Raw genomic sequence first — 21,842 nt, 5'->3', positions numbered from 1 at the left:
CACTGCGGGGGCGGGAATCGAGGAGGGACCGTGTTGATCATAGGTGGGGGTTCAGCAGGCACGAGTCTTGGCGTGGGAATAGTCCATGACTGGGATCCGGGGCCAGGTTCGGTTGTGACGTGGCAGCCAACGCCTGCCTCAGCTGCAAAAGCCCGGCAAGCGCCAGTAGTTGATGCACCGCCGAGTTCCATGCAAGCTGCCCACATTCGTTGCTTTCTCGAGTTCGAGGAGCGGGGGCTTGATTTCTCCCGGCTGGTGATGGGTTCCTGGGAGCTACCCGGTAAGTGCGATATCCGGACCATGACTCACGTCATCAACACCCACCTTCGTCGCCATGAAACCTACCGCAGTTGGTTCGAGTACAAGGACGCCAAAAATATCCTGCGGCACCGAATCAGCAATCCCCGAGACATCCAGTTTGTCCCGGTTCGCCATGGTGAGTTGACCCAGACCGAATGGCGGGACTTGGTCTTATCGACTCCCAACCCACTGGAGTGGGATTGCTACCGGCTGGGCCTTATCCAGCACGAAGACCACTGCACTCTGTTTGCGATTGTCGATCATCTCCACTGCGACCCGGCGCTGATTACCGGGCTCTATGTCGAGATTCTGACCAACTACCAATCACTGGTCGCAGGCAAACCGCCCATTACGCTGTCGGCTACCGCCAGCCACGAGGAATTCTGCACGCGGGAGAAGGCGCACGCGGAAAGCATGACCCTGGATTCCCCCGAGGTCCGCAAATGGATTCAGTTCGCCGAGAGCAACGGAGGAAGCGGGCCCGAGTTCCCATTGCCGCTGGGTGACCAGTCGATACCCTGCGGTGGCGACATCATGGTGGTACCGCTGATGAATCCCGAGCAAACCGCGCGTTTCGAAGACGACTGCATCGCAGCGGGCGCTCGGTTCAGCGGCGGCCTGTTCGCCTGCGCAGCCCTAGCGCACTACGAATTGACCGGACAGGAAACCTACCACGGGCTTACTCCGATCGATAAGCGCAGAACGCCCGAGGAATACATGACGATGGGCTGGTTCACCGGGATAATTCCGTTCACCGTCACCGTCGACCCGAACTCATTCATCGAGACCGCACGGGCCACTCAGGCATCCTTCGACGAGAACATCGACCTCGCGCAGGTGCCCTACGACCGCGTCCTGGAATTGGCACCCTGGCTGAATCGGTATGGATCGCAGTTCTACATGATGAACTACATGGACGCCGGCCTTCCCCCACTTTCCGCGGTGGTCGCCACCGCATTAACAGGGTCGAATGCAACCGCCTACAACGACGGCCGGAGCCCGGCATACCTGTATATGTCGGTAATCCGCCTCTTCGACGAGGTTTCGCTCATGATTTCCTTCCCGAACAATCCCATTGCTCGGGAGTCCGTCACCCGTTACGGCGAGGTCCTAAAATCTGTATACAGCCGCGCGGCCGCAGGCCAGTACGCAGCACCCGCTGTTCAAGTATCCAGATAGAAAACCTAAACACCTATTCCCAGCCAAAACGAACAGATACGGAGCCCAAACACAGAACAACCAGGCCTCACATATCAAGCACTTGAGGTCTCAGGAGGCATGCTCGATCGCCTGATTCTGTGAATGTGAGTTCGCTCACGTTTTAGGTGTTGGTGTCGTGACCAGTCGTTCAACTGCTGTTGTGGTGCCCGGATAGACAGGATTTGCCCCACGACAATCGCGCCGTATGCGGCGGCGGTGGTTTCCACCTCAGCGACGTGAAGACCGCATCGAAGCGCGACCGCGGTGCAGATCACACCGTCTCGGCAGCACGAGCGACGTCGTCAGCATCGATGAGAACGAAGCCGGCCGGCCACAGGATCGCGCATCTTCGGCGATCCCTGGGGGAAAATCGGAACGTCGGGGTGCGCGACCACGGCCACAGCAAACACGATTCTCCGGTGACTCGTCGAATCGGATGGCGAGGACGGGTCTAGCCGCTAGACCATGAGCGGTCACGCCGCCAAGCCCCGCTCCCACCGGCCCGACGAAGCGGCGCCACCCGTTCTCCGCGGCCTTGCGATGGCTGACGGATGCTGATCCCCTATCAAGCAACGCCGTGCCAACAGGGTGCCGCTCTCAGCGCCACCCACGTCAAAGTCGCGAAAACCAACCAGTAGTCCTCGCGCACCCGATCAACCATCCGTTACACGGACAATGCAGCCGGTACGGCACCGAGGCTCTCCTTACGGAGCACCTAGCCCGGCGCGAACGCCAAGACACATTTGGGCCCGACAGAACTCAGCGCCTCAAGTTTGGTGCGCGTTTGATATGTGAGGCCTGGTTGTTCTGTGTTTGGGCTCCGTATCTGTTCGTTTTGGCTGGGAATAGGTGTTTAGGTTTTCTATCTGGATACTTGAACAGCGGGTGCTGCGTACTGGCCTGCGGCCGCGCGGCTGTATACAGATTTTAGGACCTCGCCGTAACGGGTGACGGACTCCCGAGCAATGGGATTGTTCGGGAAGGAAATCATGAGCGAAACCTCGTCGAAGAGGCGGATTACCGACATATACAGGTATGCCGGGCTCCGGCCGTCGTTGTAGGCGGTTGCATTCGACCCTGTTAATGCGGTGGCGACCACCGCGGAAAGTGGGGGAAGGCCGGCGTCCATGTAGTTCATCATGTAGAACTGCGATCCATACCGATTCAGCCAGGGTGCCAATTCCAGGACGCGGTCGTAGGGCACCTGCGCGAGGTCGATGTTCTCGTCGAAGGATGCCTGAGTGGCCCGTGCGGTCTCGATGAATGAGTTCGGGTCGACGGTGACGGTGAACGGAATTATCCCGGTGAACCAGCCCATCGTCATGTATTCCTCGGGCGTTCTGCGCTTATCGATCGGAGTAAGCCCGTGGTAGGTTTCCTGTCCGGTCAATTCGTAGTGCGCTAGGGCTGCGCAGGCGAACAGGCCGCCGCTGAACCGAGCGCCCGCTGCGATGCAGTCGTCTTCGAAACGCGCGGTTTGCTCGGGATTCATCAGCGGTACCACCATGATGTCGCCACCGCAGGGTATCGACTGGTCACCCAGCGGCAATGGGAACTCGGGCCCGCTTCCTCCGTTGCTCTCGGCGAACTGAATCCATTTGCGGACCTCGGGGGAATCCAGGGTCATGCTTTCCGCGTGCGCCTTCTCCCGCGTGCAGAATTCCTCGTGGCTGGCGGTAGCCGACAGCGTAATGGGCGGTTTGCCTGCGACCAGTGATTGGTAGTTGGTCAGAATCTCGACATAGAGCCCGGTAATCAGCGCCGGGTCGCAGTGGAGATGATCGACAATCGCAAACAGAGTGCAGTGGTCTTCGTGCTGGATAAGGCCCAGCCGGTAGCAATCCCACTCCAGTGGGTTGGGAGTCGATAAGACCAAGTCCCGCCATTCGGTCTGGGTCAACTCACCATGGCGAACCGGGACAAACTGGATGTCTCGGGGATTGCTGATTCGGTGCCGCAGGATATTTTTGGCGTCCTTGTACTCGAACCAACTGCGGTAGGTTTCATGGCGACGAAGGTGGGTGTTGATGACGTGAGTCATGGTCCGGATATCGCACTTACCGGGTAGCTCCCAGGAACCCATCACCAGCCGGGAGAAATCAAGCCCCCGCTCCTCGAACTCGAGAAAGCAACGAATGTGGGCAGCTTGCATGGAACTCGGCGGTGCATCAACTACTGGCGCTTGCCGGGCTTTTGCAGCTGAGGCAGGCGTTGGCTGCCACGTCACAACCGAACCTGGCCCCGGATCCCAGTCATGGACTATTCCCACGCCAAGACTCGTGCCTGCTGAACCCCCACCTATGATCAACACGGTCCCTCCTCGATTCCCGCCCCCGCAGTGCAGTCGGCGCTTGTGTCCATTCCTACCTCACGACGGTGCCGCAATGTCGCGGTTTGACGTCAATTTGTCGTAAATGCAGTCCGCCAAACCCCGGATGGTCGAGATGTCAGCGGTACTGATGCGTACCCCGGTTTCCGCCTCGATGTGGATACGCAGTTCCTGGCTGCCGAGCGAGTCCAAGCCGTACTCGGCGAGCATGCGGTCCGCGTCGATGGTGCGACGCAGGATCAAGCCCACCTGCTCCGAGATCAAACGCCGGAGCCGGCCGGGCCACTCCTCTTGGGGGAGCTCGTCGAGCTCGGCGAGGAGTTGGCTGGCCCCCGAACGATGCTGGCCCAGGGATTTGAACATCTCCGCAAACGGACTGCGCTGTCCGAACGCCGTCAGCCAGGAGGATCCGATGACCGGGGCGTAGCCACTATAGCCACGATTATGACGCAACAGTGTCTCGAACGCATAAGCGCCCTCATCGGGACCAATCGCGCCGCCAGATTCCTCGGCGAAGGTGGTGGCGCGCCCCACCTCGCCCCAGGCACCCCAGGCGATCGAGGTGGCCGGAAGGCCCTGAGCCCGGCGCCACTGCGTGAAAGCGTCCAACCAGCTATTCGCCGCGGCATAAGCACCCTGACCGGGCGAACCCACCAACGCCGCCGCCGAGGAAAACGAACAAAACCAATCCAACGGCTGTCCCACGGTGGCCTGATGCAGCTGCCAGGCACCATGCACCTTGGGCGCCCAGTCACGCTCGATCAGCTCATCAGTGATGTTCACCAAGGTCGCGTCTTCCACGACCGCGGCCGCGTGCAGCACCCCCCGCAACGGCAGCCCGGTCGCCGTGGCCGCGGCCACCAACCTCTCCGCCGTGCCAGCCTGCGCGATATCACCGCACTCGACCACCACATCAGAACCCATCGCACGAACAAGTTCGATGGTTTCCAACGCCTTTTGACTCGGCGCCGAGCGCGAGCTGAGCACAATCCGGCCCGCGCCGGCCCCGTCGTTCGCCGAGGCCATCTTCTCGGCCAAGAACAACCCCAGCCCACCAAGACCACCGGTGATCACATAGGACCCGTCACCACGAAAGACCTGAGCCTGCTCGGGCGGCAACACCACACTGCTGCGCCCGGCATGAGGCACATCGAGGATGAGCTTGCCGGTGTGCTCGGCAGCACCCATCACCCGAATCGCGGTGGCCGCCTCGGCCAACGGGTAATGCGTGGATTCCGGCATCGGCAACACACCCTCAGCGGTCAACCGATACACCGTGCTCAACAACTCACGCACCGCCGCCGGATGACTGGCCGCCATCAACCCAAGATCCAAGTAGTGGAACGTCAGGTTGTGCCGGAACGGGAAGAGCTCCATTCGCGTATTGGAATAGACATCGCGTTTGCCGATCTCGATGAACCGTCCGCCCAGGGCCAACAGTTTGAGCCCGGCGCGCTGGGCGGCACCGAACACCGAGTTGAGCACGATGTCGACCCCGTAGCCATCGGTGTCCTGGCGGATCTGCTCGGCGAACTGCACACTGCGCGAGTCATAAACATGCTCGATGCCCATCGCGCGCAACATCTCTCGACGCTTCTGGCTACCCGCCGTGGCATAGATCTGAGCGCCCGCCGCACGGGCGATCGCGATCGCGGCCTGCCCCACCCCACCGGTCGCCGAATGGATCAGCACCTTGTCACCAGCCCGGATCCGCGCCAGATCCTGCAGCCCGTACCACGCCGTAGCCGACGCGGTGGTCACCGCGGCAGCCTGGCCCTCGGTCAGCCCCTCCGGCAGCGCCACCGCCATCCGGGCATCACAGGTCACAAACGTTCCCCAGCAACCATTGGGAGACATCCCCCCGACACGATCGCCGACCTCATGCTCGGTCACACCCGCACCGACCGCAGTCACCACACCAGCAAAATCAGTACCCAACTCCGGTTGCTGCCCATCAAGAGTCTGATAGCGGCCGAAGGTGACCAGCACATCGGCGAAATTGATGCTCGACGCGCCGACCGCGACCTCGATCTGCCCCGGCCCCGGCACCACCCGATCAAAGGCGGCGAACTCCAACGTCTGCAGATCACCAGGAGTACGAATCTGCAAGCGCATACCGGCCTCGGCATGGTCCACAACGATGGTTTGACGCTCCTCGGGCCGCAGTGGAGCCGGGCACAACCGCGCGGTATACCACTCCTCGCCACGCCAGGCGGTCTCGTCCTCATCGGTCGCCGCCAACAGCTGACGCGCCACCGACTCGGTACCGGTCTGCTCATCAACATCGATGTAACTGACTTTCAAATGCGGATGCTCGGCACCGATCACCCGCAACAACCCCCGCAACCCACCCTGCTCCAGGTTGGCCCGATCATCCGACAACACCGTCGCGGCATTACGGGTCAGCACATACAACCGCGGAGCCTGACCCAAGATCTCGGGAAGTTCGCGAGCGATCCGCACCACATGCCGCACATACTCACCGCCGCGTTGAGACGAATGGGCGTCCCCAGCACCGTTTTCCGGCGCGGTGAGCACCACCACCCCGGTGAACCCGCCGGATTCGAGCTGCTCGCGCATCCGCGCGGCCTGGGCCACATGGTCGGCATGAAACGACCACGACATCGTCGCGCATTGCCCGTCGTGACCCTTCAGTGCGTCGGTCAACTCCGCAGCCACCAGATCGGTGGCATCGCACGTACTGATCAACAACCAGCTACCGGGCTCGGCATGACTGGTCTCGGGAAGCTGGCGCTGTTGCCATTCGATGCTCAACAACCGCTCGCCCAAAACCCGATCGTGTTCGCTGCCTTGCGGGGCACCAGTGCCCAGTTGCAGGCCGCGCACGGCCAACACCACGGTGCCGTGCTCGTCGAGCACGTCGAGGTCGGCTTCGACCTCCGAGCCGCACTCGGTCACCGTCGTGTAGCAGTACTTGGCATGCCGCGCGGGGCCGTAGGCACGCAGCCGACGCACACCCAACGGCAGCAGCAAACCACCATGGCCGGCATTGCGCACACTGGGATGCGCCGCCACCGACTGAAAACACGCGTCCAGCAGCGCTGGATGCACGCCATAGACACTCTGCTGGGCCCGGATCGACCCCGGCACGCCAACCTCGGCCAACACCGTGGTGCCGCCAACTTCCTGGGCGGTATGCACCGTCGCCAGACCACTGAACGCCGGACCATACTGAATTCCGCGCAGGTCGAAACCCTGACGCAGTTCATAGCCTGCGACCGGGTTGGGGTGCGCCGTCAGCAAAGCGGCGATGTCCTGGGCGGCCGGCGGATCGTCATCCTCGACCGCGTGCAGCACCGCCGAGGCTCGCCGCAAGCGTTGCCCATCCTGATCCGACTCCACCGCGAACGAGACCAGCCCGGGGACTTCCAGTGTCGCGGTGACGCCGACCGGGGTCTGCTCATCGAGCAGCAACAGCTGCTCGAAACGCACATCGCGGACTTCGCCGGCCTCACCCAACACCGTGCCGGCCGCGGCCAAGGCCATCTCGCAGTACGCCGCCCCCGGAAAAGCAGCCGCGCCATGGATTTGGTGGTCGGCCAACCACGACAACGCCGCAGTACCGACCTCGCCCTGCCAAACGTGGCGCTCCGGCTCCTCCGCCAACCGAACATGAGAACCCAACAGCGGATGCACGGCGACCGTATTAGCGTGCGCAAGGCGATCGTTGGACTCGTCGAGAAGCAGCCGACGATGAGACCAAACCGGCAACGGCGCGTCCACCAACCGCCCACGGGGATAGAGCACCGAGAAGTCCACCGCCGCCCCCGCGGCGTACAGATCACCCAGCAATCCGCGCACCCCATGCGGCAGCGGCTGCTCACGCCGCATACCGGCCAACGCCGCCACCGACATATCCAGACTGCGCGCGGTCTGATCGACCGCGTGCACCAGCAACGGATGCGGCGACAACTCGGTAAAGACCCGGAACCCGTCCTCCATAGCGGCTTGCACCGCCGCGGCAAAGCGCACAGTGTGCCGCAGGTTGTCCACCCAGTAATAGCCGTCGCAGTAGGGCTCGTCGCGCGGGTCAAACGATGTCGCCGAGAAGTAGGGAACCTCTGGTGTCAACGGCGTGATCTCGGCCAGAACCTCGCCCAGCTCGTCAAGGATCGGGTCAACCTGCGGAGAATGCGAGGCCACATCAACGGCCACCTCGCGGGCCATCACGTCACGCTCTTCCCACACCGCTACCAGATCACGGACCGTCTGGGTCGCCCCGCCGATCACCGTGGACTGCGGCGACGCCATCACCGCCACCACTGCATCGCTGACGCCACGTGCCATCAACTCCGAAAGCACTTGCTGGGAAGGCAATTCCACTGACGCCATCGCCCCGGAACCGGCAATGCGAGTCATCAGCTTGGAACGGCGGCAGATCACCCGCACCCCGTCTTCGAGCGACAACGCCCCGGCCACCACCGCCGCCGCAGCCTCGCCCAACGAATGCCCGATCACCGCACCCGGGGTCACCCCGTAGGACTTCATCGTGGCCGCCAACGCGACCTGCATCGTGAACAGGGTCGGCTGCACCCGGTCAATACCCGTGACAACCTCGGATGCGGTCATCGCCTCGGTCACCGAGAAACCCGACTCCGCGGCGATCAGCGGCTCCACGGCAGCCACCGTCGCGGCGAACACCGGCTCGGTAGCCAGCAGGTCGGCACCCATCGCCGCCCATTGCGAACCCTGACCGGAAAACACCCACACCGGCCCCCGATCGTCCTGGCCGACCACCGGCGGATACGGGGCCTCGCCGTCGGCGACCTCACGCAACGCCGCACACAGGTCGGCTTCGGTGTTGGCCAGCACCGCCGTGCGTACTGGCCGGTGCCCGCGCCGTCGCGCCAGCGTGTAGGCCAGATCCGTGGTCGACAGGTCGGTTCCTTGGGCCTCGACCCAATCAGCCAGCCGCCCAGCGGTGTGGCGCAGTCCGTCCTCTGAGCTCGACGACAACGGGAAAAGCAGCGCGCCCTCGACGGCGGGAGTGCTCGGCGTCTCGTCGGGTGTGCTGGTTTCTGGGGCCTGCGCCGGAGCTTGCTCAACGATGGCGTGCACATTGGTTCCCGACATGCCGTACGACGACACCGCCGCAAGCCGTGGCGCTTTGTCATCACCGGTGGGCCACGGTGTGATCTCTTGCGGCACAAAGAGTTCGGTATCCACCGCGGCCAGCTCATCAGGGAGCTGGGTGAAGTGCAGATTCTGTGGAACCACCCCGTGCTGCAGCGCCAGGACCGCCTTCATCAGCCCCAACGCCCCGGCGGCCGACTGAGTATGCCCAAAATTGGTCTTCACCGATCCGAGCGCGCAGGGACCGTCGGTCCCATACACCTCGGCCAGGCTGTTGTATTCGATCGGGTCACCGACCGGGGTCCCGGTGCCGTGTGCCTCCACCATGCCGACGGTGGCCGCATCCACACCCGCCGCGGCCAACGCTGCCCGATAAGCCGCGACCTGAGCGGGCCGCGAGGGCGTAACAATGTTGACAGTGTGGCCATCTTGGTTGGCGGCTGTGCCACGCATCACAGCCAGAACCCGGTCACCGTCGCGCTGCGCATCCGCCAACCGCTTCAGCAAGAGGACGACGGCGCCCTCGCCGCAAACAAACCCGTCTGCCGCCACGTCGAACGTGTGGCAGCGTCCGGTGCGGGTCAGCATCCCATTCGCGGACCCGGAGGCAAAGCGGCGCGGTTCCAGCATCGCGTACACGCCGCCCGCGAAGGCAAGGTCACTTTCGCCGTCGTTCAAACTACGGAAAGCCAGGTGTGCGGCAAACAAACTGGACGAGCATGCCGTGTCAACGGTGACCGCGGGACCGCGCAGCCCCATCACGTAAGAAACCCGCCCGGACGCCATGCAGGAATTAGTGCCAGTGTTGCCGTATGGCCCTTCTAGGGCTTGCGTATCGGCTTGCACCAACTCGTAGTCGGTATGAAGCAATCCGGTGAACACCCCGGTCAACGAATCGGCCATCTTTTCCGGGGTGAGACCGGCATGTTCCATGGCCTCCCAGGAGGTTTCCAGCAACATGCGGTGCTGTGGATCGATAGCCGTGGCTTCTGCTTCAGGGATCCCGAAGAACTCCGGATCGAAATCGGCGACGTTGTCCAGGAACGCACCCCACTTGCAATGTGAGCGTCCTGGAACGCCAGGTTCTGGGTCGTAGTACTCGTCAACGTCCCAGCGGTCTAACGGAACCTCGGTGACCAGATCGTCGCCACGCAGCAACGCCTCCCACAACAAGTCGGGCGAGTCAATGCCCCCCGGTAGCCGGCACGCCATACCGATAACGGCAACGGGAGTTGCGCGCGTCTTATCCACGGTCCGTCTTCTCTCCATACATATGCTTCAGTTCTTAGCACCGGGTTCGAACTCGCATCGGCAGTTCGAGGAACATCGCTGAAACTAGTTACACGCTGGAAAAACGGCAGCATCCAGCACGCATAACCCAGCGACCCCCGTCGAAGCCAACCACAAGTTCTTGGCCTAATCAGAGCCTAGCGGCTCAACTACACACGCGCGGAAAAATCGTGCGGACGTACAAAAATAGGTGATGCTCGCGCGTGGATCAAGCTAGTGCCGAAATCATGAAGCCCCACGATGCTCGGCAAACACATGAGCGGCGCGAGACGCCAGAATCCACGCCGGCTGCCCGCACGCCCGAGGACCGGGAGGGTTGGTCTTCACCGTCATCGCATCGACCATCGGATTGCCCGTCCGGCCGAAGGCGTCGGACGAGGTGATGCACGGACTCGTGCACACTCTCTCACCAGCACCTTTGGCACCCAAGTGGGCAACGCGCAGGCTCCAAGGACCGTTGGCAGGCGGCACGACTGACACCCACGACGGGTCGCTGGGGTTGCTGCCGGCCTGCCAACCTGGGTATTCCTGACACACCGCGTCAATCCACCGCGGACCGCCGCACATTTCTTGTACGTACGCACGATTATTCCGCGCGTCAAGCCGCAACCAGCTACGCTCGGATCACGCCAGAAACTGGCGCTGGGTTCGACGCGAGGTGGGGTCGCTCGGGGTGAGGCGGTGTCCCCCCAGCGCTGACGGAAACGCGAAACGGTTTCCCGGAATCGCGGATGCGAAATCGAAGCCACTGATAGGAATTACCAGCGCGGGTTGGGACACGGGTAGGAAAGGTGAACGACCGTGGATAAAGCAGGTGTTACGCCGGTTGCCGTCATCGGTATGGCGTGCCGGCTGCCGGGGGGCATTGACTCGCCCGACCTGTTGTGGGAGGCGTTGCTGCGTGCCGACGACCTGGTCACAGAGATTCCCGCCGACCGTTGGGACGCCGAGGAGTACTACGACCCAGAACCGGGAGTCCCTGGTCGGTCCGTGTGCAAGTGGGGCGCGTTCCTGGACAACGTCGCCGACTTCGACGCCGAGTTCTTCGGCATCACCGAAAGGGAAGCGACAGCGATGGATCCGCAGCACCGGTTGCTGCTGGAGACGTCCTGGGAGGCCATGGAGCACGCAGGTCTGACTCGTGAAACCCTCGCCAGCGCGCAGACCGGCGTCTTCGTGGGGTTGATGCACGACGACTACCAATTCGTGCACGCCGAAGCAAACACGTTGGGTGGGCCTTACGGATACATGGGCAACAGTTTCGCCATGGGTTCCGGGCGCATCGCCTACGCCATGGGACTGCAAGGTCCGGCCATGACGGTGGACACCGCCTGCTCGTCCGGCCTGGCCGCTATTCACCTCGCTTGCCGCAGCCTGCACGACGGCGAGAGCGACATCGCGATCACCGGCGGTGCCTCGGTAATGCTCGAACCCCGCAAAGCCGCCTCGGGGTCAGCCATCGGGATGTTGTCCGCCACCGGACGCTGTCATGCGTTCGACGTCCGCGCCGACGGGTTCGTGTCCGGCGAAGGCTCCGTCGTACTGCTGCTCAAACGGCTACCCGACGCCCTGGCCGATGGTGACCGAATCCTGGCAGTCATCCGCGGCACGGCCGCAAACCAAGACGGCCGCACCGTCAACATCGTCACCCCGTCGCGGCCCGCACAGGTCGCGGCGTATCGCACTGCCCTGAATGCGGCCGGCGTGGACCCGGCCACGATCGGCATGGTCGAGGCCCACGGCCCCGGCACCCCGGTAGGCGACCCCGTGGAATACGCGAGCCTGGCAGAGGTGTACGGCACCGACGGCCCTTGCGTGCTCGGATCGGTGAAGACAAATTTCGGACATACTCAGTCGGCCGCCGGAGCGCTCGGCCTGATGAAAGCGGTCCTGGCGCTGCAGCACGGGGTGGTTCCACAGAATCTGCACTTCACCCAGCTACCCGATGAGTTCGCGGACATCGAAACGCAGCTCTTCGTACCGCAGGTGACCACACCGTGGCCCACCAGCGATCAGGATGGCCCCCGGCGGGCGGCGGTGTCGTCCTACGGGTTCTCCGGAACCAACGTGCACGCCATCCTGGAACAAGCCCCGCCGCAGGCTGAGCTGCTGGAGCCGACCCAAACTGCCGACCCCGACACGCCAACCAGTGCCGCCACCAACGGGGCGCTGTTGTTTCCGCTGTCGGCCAGCTCGGAGGACGCCCTGCGCCAAACCGCTCAGCGGCTCGCCGACTGGGTGGACACCCGAGACACCGACCTGACCCTCGCGGATTTCGCCTACACGCTGGCTCGCCGGCGCGGATATCGACCCGTGCGCACGGCCATTCTGGCCAGCACCGCCGCAGAGCTGTCAGATGCGCTCGGTGAGGTCGCCACCGGTGAGATCCCCTACCCACCCGCGGTCGGTCGCGACGACCGAGGCCCCGTATGGGTGTTTTCGGGTCAGGGTTCACAGTGGGCGGCAATGGGTGTCGACCTACTGGCCAACGAGCCGGTGTTCGCCGCAACGATCGCAGCGATCGAGCCGTTGATTGCCGCGGAGTCGGGTTTCTCGGTGACCGATGCGATGACCGCACCCGAGAAAGTAACCGGCATCGACCGGGTGCAACCGACCCTGTTCGCCATGCAGGTCGCGCTGGCAGCGACGATGAAGTCCTTGGGCGTAGCGCCCGGTGCGGTGATCGGCCACTCGCTCGGTGAGTCCGCGGCCGCCGTAGTCGCCGGGGCGCTGTCGTTGGAAGACGGGGTGCGCGTCATCTGCCGCCGCTCCAGACTGATGACCCGCATCGCCGGCTCTGGAGCGATGGCATCGGTGGAACTTCCTGCCCAGCAAGTGATTACGGAGTTGATGACCCGGGGCATCGACGACACTGTGGTTGCGGTGGTGGCTTCACCGGAATCCACCGTGATCGGCGGGGCAACCCAAACGGTGCGTGACTTGGTTGCGGCGTGGGAAGAGCGCGACGTGATGGCCCGCGAGGTAGCCGTCGACGTGGCATCGCACTCGCCACAAGTCGACCCGATCCTCGACGACCTCTCCGAGGCGTTGGCCGACCTCACTCCGCTGTCGCCGGAAATTCCCTACTATTCGGCGACCTCGTTCGACCCGCGCGAGGAGCCTTACTGCGACGCCTACTACTGGGCGGACAATCTGCGTCAGACGGTGCGCTTTGCCGCGGCGGTGCAGGCAGCGGTCGAAGACGGTTTCCGGGTCTTCACCGAGCTGTCTCCGCACCCGCTGCTGACCCACGCTGTCGATCAGACCGCCCGCAGCGTCGACATGCCGGTCGCCGCGTTGGCCGGTATGCGGCGTGAGCAGCCACTGCCCCATGGGCTGCGTGGCCTGCTGGGTGATTTGTATGCCGCGGGTGCCGCGGTGGACTTCTCGGTGCTCTACCCCGGCGGCCGCTTGGTGGACGCGCCCCTGCCCATGTGGAGTCAACGTTCGCTGATCTTGACCCCGAGCGATCAGGATTCGCGCGCACGCGGTACTTCCATGGTGCCGGCACATCCCTTGTTGGGGCCGCACGTGCGGCTGCAAGAGGAGCCGGAGCGCCACGTGTGGCAGGGGGACGTCGGTACTGCGGCATTGCCGTGGTTGGCCGACCACCACGTAGACGATGCGGCTGTTCTGCCGGGGGCCGCGTACTGCGAAATGGCCCTGGCCGCAGCGCGCACCGTTGTGGGCGAGGCTTGCGAAGTTCGCGACATCCGCTTCGACAAGCCACTGTTGTTGGACAAGGAAACCCCCATCGGCGCCACCGCAACGGTCGAGGCACCCGGCGTGGTCACCTTCGCCGTGGAGACCACCCAGGACGGGAACTATGCGCGGGAGGTGACCGCGGTCCTGCACGCTGTCGAGGAAGCAGACCAACCAGCGGTCAAAGACATCGCAAATCTCCTCGCCAGCCATCCACGCGGGGTCGACGGCGACGAGGTTCGACAGTGGATGGACCAGCGTGGTCGCCAGCTTGGGCCGGCCTTTGCAGGTTTGGGTGACGTGCACACCGCCGACGGAGCCGGCGACACGCTGCTCGCGGAGGTCGCGCTGCCCGGTCCGCTCCGCTCACAGTGGCGCGCCTATGGCGTGCATCCGGCGCTGTTGGATGCCTGCTTCCAATCGGTGGCGGCACACCCCGCTGTTGACGACCTCGCTAGCAGCAACTCACTGTTGCCATTGAGTGTGCACCGACTGCGTGCCTACGGCCCGACCCACCATGCCAGGTACTGCCACACGACCGTGACCGAGTGCGGTTCGGAGTTCGAAGCCGATCTCGACCTGTTAGACGAGGACGGCACGGTCGTATTGGCCGTGCGCGGCCTGCGGATGGGCACTGGCGTCTCCGCGACCAGCGAACGCGATCGCCTCTTGGGTGAGCGGTTGTTGACCATCGAATGGGAACAGCGCGAGCTGCCCGAGACGAGCCATGCCGAGCCGGGCACCTGGTTGTTGATCAGCACCTGCGATGCCGCGGAACTGGTGGCCACGGAGTTGACCGACGCGCTGAAGGTGCACGACGCGCAATGCACCACGATGGCATGGCCCCGACGCACCGACCACGCGCTCCAGGCCGCGCGGCTGCGCGACCAGCTGGAGACCGGCGGATTCACCGGCGTGGTGGTACTCACCGGGCCGCAGACTGGCGACCCGGACGCCGAGTCCGGGGTTCGCGGTAGTGACTACGTCAGCCACCTGGTGCGCATCGCCCGTGAGCTGCCCGAGATCGCGGCCCAGATACCAAGGCTGTACGTGGTGACGCGCAACGCCCAAACGGTGCTGTCCGACGATCGAGCCAACCTCGAACAGGGCGGGTTGCGTGGGTTGTTCCGCGTGATCGGCATGGAACACCCGCATCTGAAGGTCACTCACGTCGATCTTCCCGGTGACCTTCCCGACCACACGGACGACGCGACAGGCGCCGAGCAGTTGGCGCGGGAACTGCTGTTGGCTACCGAGGAAGACGAGACCGCGTGGCGCAACGGTGCGTGGTACACGGCCCGGTTGTGCCCGGCTCCACTGCTGCCCGACGAGCGCCAAACCATGGTCGTCGAACACGCGGACCAAGGCATGCGCCTGCAGATCCGTACCCCAGGCGACCTGGAGACCCTGGAGTTCGCATCGTTCGAACGCGCGACGCCGGGGCCGGGGCAGATCGAGGTCGCGGTCAGCGCGTCGAGCATCAATTTCGCCGATGTACTGGTCGCCTTCGGCCGCTACCAGACCTTCGACGGGCAGCAACCGGAACTTGGCACCGATTTCGCTGGTGTGGTGACCGCGGTCGGCCCCGACGTCACCGAACTCACCGTCGGCGACCGCGTCGGGGGCATGTCCGCCAATGGTTGCTGGGGAACGTTTGTCACCTGCGATGCACGCCTGGCCACGAAGCTGCCCGAGGGGCTGACCGAGGGCCAGGCTGCCGCGGTGACCACCGCGAGCTCCGCGGCGTGGTATGCGCTGCAGGATCTGGCGCGGATCCGGGCTGGTGACAAGGTGCTGATCCATTCGGCGACCGGTGGGGTGGGGCAGGCCGCGATCGCGATCGCCCGTGCGGCGGGCGCTCAGATCTATGCCACGGCGGGCAGCCAGAAGCGTCGAGAGATGTTGCGCGCGATGGGCATCGAGCATGTTTATGACTCGCGCAGTGTGCAGTTCGCCGAGCAGATCCGCCAGGACACCGATGGCTACGGGGTCGACATCGTGCTCAACTCGCTGACCGGCGCCGCGCAACTGGCGGGGCTCAAACTGTTGGCCCTGGGCGGACGGTTCATCGAGATCGGCAAACGCGACATCTACGCGAATACGCGAATGGAGCTCTTCCCGTTCCGGCAGAACCTTGCCTTCTACGGCCTGGACTTGGGTTTGATGGCGGCCAGTCATCCGGCGGCGGTGCGTGAGTTGTTGAGCACGGTGTATCGGTTGACCGCTGAGGGTGTGTTGCCGATGCCGGAATCCACGCATTACCCGTTGGCCGAGGCGGCCACCGCGATTCGGGTGATGGGTGCTGCCGAGCACACCGGCAAGCTCATCCTCGATGTGCCTCATGCCGGGCGCAGCAGTGTGGTGTTGCCGCCCGAGCAGGCTCAGGTCTTTCGTGGTGACGGGTCCTATGTGATCACCGGTGGTCTTGGTGGGCTGGGGTTGTTCTTGGCCGAGAAGATGGCCTCGGCGAACGATGGGGCCGGCGCGGGCCGGATTGTGCTCAGCTCGCGCTCGGCGCCGAGTCAAAAGGCGTTGGAAACCATCGAACTTGTTCGTGCGATGGGTTCTGATGTGGTGGTCGAGTGCGGTGATATTGCGCAGGCTGGCACGGCGGAGAGGTTGGTGGCCGCGGCCACGGCGACCGGGTTGCCGTTGCGGGGGGTGCTGCACGCGGCCGCGGTCGTGGAAGACGCGACCTTGGTGAACATCACTGATGAGCTGATCGAGCGTGACTGGGCGCCCAAGGTGCATGGTGCCTGGCAGCTGCATCAGGCCACCGTGGGACAGCCGTTGGATTGGTTTTGTTCGTTTTCCTCGGCGGCGGCGTTGGTGGGTTCGCCCGGTCAGGGTGCTTATGCCGCGGCGAATAGCTGGTTGGACGCTTTCACGCAGTGGCGCCGGGCTCAGGGCCTTCCGGCCACCTCGATCGCCTGGGGTGCCTGGGGCGAGGTGGGGCGCGCCACCACGTTCGCCGAGGAATCTGGCGGCGCGATTGGTCCCGATGAGGGCGCTTATGCGTTCGAGACGCTGCTGCGCCACAACCGTGGCTACAGTGGCTACGCCCCGATCATCGGATCCCCCTGGCTGACAGCGTTCGCCCAGCACAGTCCGTTCGCTGAGAAGTTCCGATCACTAGGACACAACCGTTCGGGCACGAGCAAGTTCCTCGCCGAGCTGCAGAAACTCCCCGAGGATGAGTGGCCCGGCCGGCTGCGACGCCTCCTGTCCGAACAAATCGGCCTCATCCTGCGCCGCACCATCGACGCCGACCGCATGCTGACCGAGTACGGCCTCGACTCACTGAGCAGCCAGGAACTGCGCGCCCGGGTCGCAGCCGAAACGGGAATCCGCATCAACGCCACCGATATCAACACCACGGTACGGGGCCTGGCGGATCTCATGTGCGAGAAGTTGGCGGCCGACGGCGACGCGCCAGCACCTGCCTGAAGCCCAGTGTCCACCGCGCTGCAGGAGACCGGGTCGCGCTGATGAAATTTGTCCTGGCAGTCCACGGCACCCGTGGCGATGTCGAACCCTGTGCCGCCGTAGGAGTGGAGCTCGCGCGCCGGGGGCACGAAGTCCGGATGGCGTTGCCGCCCAACCTTGTTGGATTCGTCGAATCGGCCGGGCTGCACGGCGTCGCCTATGGGCCGGACTCGGGCGAACAAATAAACGCGGTCGCAGCGTTCATTCGAAACCTCACCAAAGCTCAGAATCCACTCAACCTCGTGCGCGCGGGCAAAGAACTCTTCGTCGAGGGCTGGGCGGACATGGGCACGACACTGACTGCGCTTGCCGATGGCGCCGACCTGCTGATGACCGGCCAGACATACCACGGCGTGGTCGCCAACGTCGCTGAGTACTACGACATCCCGCTGGCGGCATTGCATCATTTCCCGGTACAGGTCAACGGCCAACTCGCCATTCCGTGGATACCGACGCCGCTACTTCGCCCCGCGTTGATGCGATCGGCGATGAAGGGGTCCTGGCGACTGTATTCGTACGTCAGCAAGGACGCCGATTCCACGCAACGACGTGCATTGCGCCTGCCACCGACGTCGACCCCGGCGGCGCAACGGATCGCCGAGGGCCGAGCGCCCGAGATTCAGGCCTACGAACAGGCTCTGTTCCCTGGACTCGCCGCCGAGTGGGACGGCCAGCGACCATTTGTCGGCGCGCTGACGATGGACCGGCACAGCGAACCCGACGAGGACCTCGCGTCATGGCTTGCGGCCGGAACGCCGCCGATCTACTTCGGTTTCGGTAGCACTCCGGTGCAATCGCCTACCGAGACCCTCGCCATGATTTCGGATGCCTGCGCAGAGCTGGGCGAGCGAGCCTTGGTTTTTTCGCCCGTCAACGCCACTGACGATATCAAGCACGCAGAGCATGTGAAATTCGTTGGTCTGGTCAACTATTCAGCACTTCTGCCGAGTTGTCGCGCAGTGGTCCATCACGGTGGCGCCGGCACCACCGCGGCCGGCCTGCGGGCCGGGAAACCCACATTGATTCTGTGGGATGTGGCGGATCAGCCACTTTGGGCAGCTGCCGTCCGCCGCCTGAAAGTCGGATCGGCCAAACGTTTTACCCACATCACTCGTAAGTCGCTGCTCGCCGAGCTGCGCACCATCTTGGCGCCGGACTACGTCGCCCGAGCTCGCGAAATCTCTGCTCAGATGACCACGCCGGCAGTCGCTGTGGCCACGGCGGCCGACCTCTTGGAGAAAGCGGTGCGCACGTACGCCTAGCGGCCTGCTTCCGGCTGCCTAACAGCTGGTGGCATAAGAAAGCGGAAATGACTTGTGCCACTTGCGGTTATGCGCCATGCCCATCTCTCGCAGGATACCCATGGCCGCCGGCCAGCCATGGGTTCGTCGCAACCCACGGATCATGGCTGCGCTAGCGCCCCAATGGTATTTCCGGCCGCCAAAATGTGTGTTGGCGGTCTTGCGTCCGAAGTGGTTGATGTAGGCCATCTCGGTTGTGTACAAGCCAAACCCAGCTTTTCGCGCCCGCAGCGCAAGATCGAGGTCGAGCCCCCATCCGTAGCGTCCAAAAGTGGACAGGTCCATTCCCCCGACCGCATCCCAGCATTCACGTGACATGGCAAGCGCGGTACCCTCGATAGCGGGTGCTTTGCGATATCGCGCTCGAGGGACGTAGTCTTCGGCGTCCGGCTTGTTGTCAGCCACCGCGTACGGGAACCCCAGATCGAACATCGGCCCGATCATGCCTGCATCGCCGGGCAAGCGAGGGTCGAGTAGCGCGTCGACAAATCCCTTCGAAACCCGAGTGTCGTTGTTGAGCGTCATTGCGTGGGAGTAACCCTCGGAGAAAGCAATTCGGAAACCGAGATCGCTACCCCCGGCCCAACCCAGGTTCTGTCCCGGCGTGGTGACTCGCTCGTCACTGATCGTGGGATAGTCACCACGATTGTCGACGATCAGATAGTCGGCACCTTCGCGCTGCAGGTCGGCCACCAGTGCATGCGTGTAGTCGTGCTGACCGAATACCGGCACCGTAATCAGTAGTGACACAGGCGGAGCCTACACCGGCCTCTGCCGTCCCGAAGGTCCTTCCGCGGACGGCCCAGCGTGGCCACGTTGAGCGGTGTCTTCGAGGAGATCGGCGGCAGCGGCAATGCTGGCTTCGGGCTTGGTCATCCGGGCGCCGACATCGCGGGCTCGAGCTACGCATTCCGGCCCGAGGATCGCTCTGAGGTCTGTCGCCAGCGATTCACCTGTGGTACTCGAAAAGCGCCTCCCCCGGCCGACTTTCAGCCGCTTAACCTGGGCAGCCCAGATCGGCTGGTCGGACGTGACCCACAGAATCAAGGTAGGGATCCCGGCTCGTAGACCGGCGGCAGTGGTGCCGGCGCCACCATGGTGGACGACCGCGCGGCAGGCGGGAAAAATGGCCGCGTGGTTCACCCTGGGAACTACTTTCACGTGGTCGAAAAGCTGGATCCCGTCGGTGGAGTCACGTGGGCCCGAGCAAATCAAGGCCCGCTCACCAAGCTGCCGACAGGCGGCACCGATCATCGCCACCCGATCTGCGAGAGTTCCGACCGGCATGCTGCCAAAGCCGAAGTAGATCGGTGGTGTACCAGCGCTGACCCATGCCGCGACCTCGTCGTCAGCGTCGGTCGGCAAGCCCATGGTCAGCGCTCCGACAAAGGGCCGCCGACCACGCCACTCGGCTGCCAGACCCGGAAAGCACATTTCGTCATAGGCCTGGATTTCTACTGATCCGCGGTTCGTCATCCGGTGCGGCGCTGGGCTCGAGGCCTTGGGCAGGCCTAATTCGCGGCGCTGCGCGTCCTCAACGCCCTTCGTCATGCGCCAGTACAGCCAGTCGAGGGCCGTGATCGTGGAGCGGACCAACGGAGCTGGCAACCGCGCCGGGAACGCGATCTCACCGTTGGCCCGCATTGGGTAGAAATGCAACGCGGCCAGCGGAATGTCGAAGTGCTCTGCAACGTTGGCAACGACCTCCTGGTAGATCTGGCCGGTCAGGAGCAAGTCGGCATCCTTGGCCACCGGTGTCAGCATCGCGCTCAGCTCCGCCCAGCCCTCGGTGACCGGCGCCATCGCTTCGCGCAGCAGCTTGATCGGGTTCTGGATTTTCCACGCGTTGTGGAGGAATTGCTCGTCCAACTGCTTCTGGGAGTCCCTGTTCCCGTAAGCCACCGCCGAGAGCCCGGCCGACTCGACGAAGTCGATCAGATTCGGCGGAACGGCGAGACGCACGTCATGCCCACGACGCGCCAGCTCTACGCCGACCGCCGCGCACGGCTCGATGTCACCGCGGGTTCCATAGCTCGCCACAACGAATTTCATGGGCTAACTCACGGAGCAATCAAATCCAACAGCGCCAACTCATTCCTTGACGAACAAGTAGATCCGGTAGGTAAACCCGCCGCCACGACGCAGGTCCCAGTCCAACACGCCAACGGCATAGCGGGTCAAACGCGCAAGGAGCGCCGTGCGCCGACCGATCGCCTCCTGCGAGCGATTGGTATTCGCGTCCAGACCACGCTTTGCCTCGGTGTCGATATCACGTTCTGAGATCTTCTTGAGCGGGCCAGCCGCGAGCGCCGCTTCCCATTCGGGGACAACCGGATTCCGACGGGAATCGGTGTAGAGGAAGTGTCCGCCGGGGCGAAGCACCCGAGCCACCTCACCCAGGAAGCCCGGGAAATCAGGGTATTGGTGCGAGGCCTCGACATTGAGCACTGCATCGAAGGTTTCGTCACCAAACGGCAAGTTCTGGGCGTCGCCCTGGACAAAATCCAAGCCTGGCAGTTTGTGTTTCTCCCGGCACAGTTCGATGCTGGCCGGGTTCAGGTCCAGGCCGGTGTAGGAGGCAGGTCCGAGGTTGCGCACGATGTAGGACGCTCCCCCGCCAGCGCCGCAGCTGACCTCGAGCACCCGCTTGCCGGTGAGGTCCACCTGACTCGCGGTCTGGTGGTAGAGCTGAATGCCATACCGGTTCGGCTCGTCCGCGGGATCCAATGGCAGCGCCATCGGCGGATCTTCCTCGTAGCCGAAGTTGAAGAACACCACGTCATCGCCGACCTGGCGGGTGCCGAGCGGCAGAAAGTACTTCGTGGTGAGCTTCCCGACGATCGGGTTGGACTGCAGGCGGTATCTGAGAGCCACGGGGAGAGTGTCGCATGAGACCACAAGGCACGCCGGAAGGCCGCCCAAAGCCTGGCTCCAGATCAGCACGCCCGTGCAAGTTTCGGATCGGCGAGCTACGTGATTGGACGCGAGATCCCGGCACCCGCCACCCGTCCGTCGATACCGGAAACGCGCACTTGTAGCCTTTTGACCAGCAGTTTCATTCGTTGACGTGGTGAGCCATGGCGAAGGTAACGGTGATATCACGGTTAATCCGGGAATCGTCATTCCCCCACGCTTTCCGT

Annotated in this window: 8 protein-coding genes; 3 read left to right on the top strand and 5 right to left on the bottom strand. The window is 63.9% G+C overall.

Features of this window, described 5'->3' with window-relative positions:
• The first annotated feature begins 189 nt into the window (after window positions 1–189).
• The gene (locus F6B93_RS09715; RefSeq protein ID WP_246541054.1) at window positions 190–1,479 is read left to right on the top strand and encodes a condensation domain-containing protein; all 1,290 of its coding nucleotides are present in this window, start codon (window positions 190–192) and stop codon (window positions 1,477–1,479) included.
• Between the two features lie 883 nt (window positions 1,480–2,362).
• Here F6B93_RS09715 and F6B93_RS09710 read toward each other — a convergent pair.
• Window positions 2,363–3,652, bottom strand: coding sequence for a condensation domain-containing protein (locus tag F6B93_RS09710; RefSeq protein WP_246541054.1), 1,290 nt, complete (start codon window positions 3,650–3,652; stop codon window positions 2,363–2,365).
• A gap of 216 nt (window positions 3,653–3,868) precedes the next feature.
• A complete protein-coding gene (pks2, locus tag F6B93_RS09705) occupies window positions 3,869–10,192 on the bottom strand; it encodes a sulfolipid-1 biosynthesis phthioceranic/hydroxyphthioceranic acid synthase (protein ID WP_425518517.1) in 6,324 nt (2,107 codons plus the stop codon).
• Between the two features lie 822 nt (window positions 10,193–11,014).
• Between pks2 (F6B93_RS09705) and pks2 (F6B93_RS09700) the strand changes: the two genes are divergently transcribed.
• Window positions 11,015–17,362 carry a sulfolipid-1 biosynthesis phthioceranic/hydroxyphthioceranic acid synthase gene (gene pks2 / locus F6B93_RS09700; RefSeq protein WP_211698908.1) on the top strand — a complete coding sequence of 2,116 codons (6,348 nt, stop codon included), beginning with the start codon at window positions 11,015–11,017 and terminating at the stop codon, window positions 17,360–17,362.
• A 41-nt stretch (window positions 17,363–17,403) separates the two neighbouring features.
• Window positions 17,404–18,663 (top strand): glycosyltransferase, encoded by a 1,260-nt coding sequence (locus F6B93_RS09695; RefSeq protein ID WP_211698907.1) that lies wholly within the window; start codon window positions 17,404–17,406, stop codon window positions 18,661–18,663.
• An 18-nt stretch (window positions 18,664–18,681) separates the two neighbouring features.
• On the opposite strand, the gene F6B93_RS09690 is transcribed toward F6B93_RS09695, so the two are convergent.
• From F6B93_RS09690 to F6B93_RS09680, 3 genes are read right to left on the bottom strand one after another with little or no spacing between them, the layout of a single operon-like run.
• Window positions 18,682–19,452 carry a glycosyltransferase family protein gene (locus tag F6B93_RS09690; RefSeq protein ID WP_211698906.1) on the bottom strand — a complete coding sequence of 257 codons (771 nt, stop codon included), beginning with the start codon at window positions 19,450–19,452 and terminating at the stop codon, window positions 18,682–18,684.
• 9 nt (window positions 19,453–19,461) lie between these two features.
• The gene (locus F6B93_RS09685) at window positions 19,462–20,754 is read right to left on the bottom strand and encodes a glycosyltransferase (protein WP_211698905.1); all 1,293 of its coding nucleotides are present in this window, start codon (window positions 20,752–20,754) and stop codon (window positions 19,462–19,464) included.
• A gap of 39 nt (window positions 20,755–20,793) precedes the next feature.
• Entirely contained in the window at window positions 20,794–21,825 is a 1,032-nt protein-coding gene (locus F6B93_RS09680) for a phthiotriol/phenolphthiotriol dimycocerosates methyltransferase (RefSeq protein ID WP_211698904.1), read from the bottom strand.
• Between the last annotated feature and the right edge of the window lie 17 nt (window positions 21,826–21,842).

The organism is Mycobacterium spongiae, assembly GCF_018278905.1.
GTDB lineage: Bacteria > Actinomycetota > Actinomycetes > Mycobacteriales > Mycobacteriaceae > Mycobacterium > Mycobacterium spongiae.
This window is presented reverse-complemented; position numbering and strand designations above follow the sequence as displayed.